The organism is Burkholderia paludis (assembly GCF_000732615.1).
GTDB lineage: Bacteria > Pseudomonadota > Gammaproteobacteria > Burkholderiales > Burkholderiaceae > Burkholderia > Burkholderia paludis.
Window position 1 is genome coordinate 1 of record NZ_JPGL01000149.1, and the last position, 2471, is coordinate 2471.

1 protein-coding gene is annotated in these 2471 nt (G+C 65.9%); it reads right to left on the bottom strand.

Going from position 1 to position 2471, the window contains the following annotated elements; genetic code table 11:
• Positions 1–2471, bottom strand: a 2471-nt coding sequence (locus GQ56_RS45415) for a YadA family autotransporter adhesin (RefSeq protein ID WP_407638625.1), incomplete at both ends; no start/stop codon positions are given.

A 2471-nucleotide genomic window follows, 5' to 3' on the forward strand; every position in this document is an offset into this window, starting at 1 on the left:
GCCGATGCACCGATGCCCGCCGCCAGCGCACTGCCGCCGGTCGCGCCATCGTTGTTGTAGTTGCCCTGCTGCGTGCCACTGTCGTTCACGCTGTAGTAGTGCGTCTGGCCGGCCGCCACCGCACTCGCCAGCGATTGAAGCTGGCTCACGTTCACCGCGTCCGTCGCGTTGCTGCCCGGTGCCACGTTCGTGATCTCCCGTTCGGCGCCCGCCGCGCCCACGCTCACCACCCCGCTTGCCGTGCCCGACAGCGTGCCGCTGCCCGGGTTGTAGTAGTTGGTGTTCGCCGCCGCCACCGTCGAGTTGTTACCCAGCACCACCGAGTTGTCCACCGCATCCGTCACGTTGCTACCGAGTACGAATGCGTTGTTACCCGACACCGTGTTGTTGTTGCCGACCGAATACGAACCCGTCCCGCTCACCGTGCTCGGATCGCCAATCGCGCCCGCCCCCGCGCCTGTCACAACGTTGCCGGTCCCAATCGCAATCGTATTACTAGCCGTCGCCGTGTTGTTTTGGCCAATTGCGGTTGCCGACGTCAGCTGAGACGTCGTAGCATCCGTACCCACCTGGTTTCCTTGGCCGATCGCCGTGCCAGCCGTCACTGCACCAAGCACCGTGTTGCCGTCACCCATCGCCGTAACAGCGGTCGCCGCAGCACCGCTGGAATTGGTCACCGTATTATTATTCCCCGCCGCAACAATACCAGTGTTGACGGATCCGCTGCCGCTAGCAGTGATAGTGGCTCCGGTACCTAACGAAAATACATTCCAATTCTGACCGGATTGATCTGCAATAACAGCACCGCCGATGGCTGTCGTAAAAGTATTTGAACCACCGTTCTGTGCAGTCGTCGCTCCAAAGTTCAAATTGGTGAAGTCTATGTTAATGCCACCGTTGGCAGCCGCAACATTTCCACTGGTCACGAAGCCCTGCCCGTTCAGACTGTTTGCACCATTGGCTATCACGGCCGAGTTATTGGTCATAACCGTCAACTGTGTGTTCGCGCCACCATAAATAGCCAGCACCGGATTGCCTTGGCCGCTGCCAAATGCCGCAACGTTGTTATTACTGCTGCTCGCATCCGCAAATACGGTGCCTCCTACCGCCACGTTGTAGTTACCACTACCCAAGACCGACGCGCCATAGCCTATCGCAGCACTACCCACACCAGTAGCCGATGCGTTCGCACCGATCGCGATGCTTTGCGGGCCTGATGCCAAGGTTCCCGTCCCCACTGCCACGCTAGAGCTGCCGATTGCACTAGCGTTCACGCCAGCTGCCAGCGCGTCAGCTCCCGTTGCGCCGTCGTTCGCGTAGTTGCCGCCCTGCGCGCCACCGTCGTTCACGCTGTAGTAGTGCGTCTGGCCGGCCGCCACCGCACTCGCCAGCGATTGAAGCTGGCTCACGTTCACCGCGTCCGTCGCGTTGCTGCCCGGTGCCACGTTCGTGATCTCCCGTTCGGCGCCCGCCGCGCCCACGCTCACCACCCCGCTTGCCGTGCCCGACAGCGTGCCGCTGCCCGGGTTGTAGTAGTTGGTGTTCGCCGCCGCCACCGTCGAGTTGTTACCCAGCACCACCGAGTTGTCCACCGCATCCGTCACGTTGTTGCCCAGCACGAACGCGTTGTTCGCGGACACCGTGTTGTTGCTGCCGACCGCGCCCGATTGCGCGCCGCTCACGACATTGTTCAGACCGAGCGCGAGCGACTGGCTGCCGCTGGCCGTCGCATGATCGCCCGCCGCGAGGCTCGACGTGCCGCTCGCGACCGCCACCGGCCCCAGCGCGGTCGCGTTGACCGCGCTGGCCGACGCCGACGTGCCGAGCGCCGTCGCACCCGATGCGCCCGCGGACGACGCAAAGCCGAGCGCCGTGGCATTGTCCTGCGATGCGATCGCATTCGCGCCGAGCGCAGTCGATTCCGCGCCGCCAGCCGCGGCTCCCGCACCCAGCGCCGTCGCGTTGGTCGCATTCGCCACCGCCGCCGTTCCGAGCGCCGTCGCATTCACCGCGCCGGCCGACGACGCATAGCCGAGCGCCGTGGCGTTGTCCTGCAACGCCGCCGCATTTGGGCCGATCGCCACGGCCTGCACACCGGAGGCCGACGCATGGTCGCCAGCCGCCAGGCTCGACACGCCGCTCGCGACCGCCACCGGGCCAAGCGCCGTCGCGTTCGTCCCGCCGGCCGTTGCCGCCACGCCGAGCGCCGTACCGGCCGTGCCGCTCGCCGACGCGCTGTCGCCCAGCGCGGTCGAACCCTCCCCGCTTGCCACCGCGCCGGCGCCATAAGCCGACGCTGAAAAGGCGCTCGCCTGCGCACCGTTTCCGGATGCGATCGATGCATTGCCCGACGCCACCGCGTTCGTGCCGATCGCGGTGCTCGAGGTACCGGCCGCCGATGCACCGATGCCCGCCGCCAGCGCACTGCCGCCGGTCGCGCCATCGTTGTTGTAGTTGCCCTGCTGCGTGCC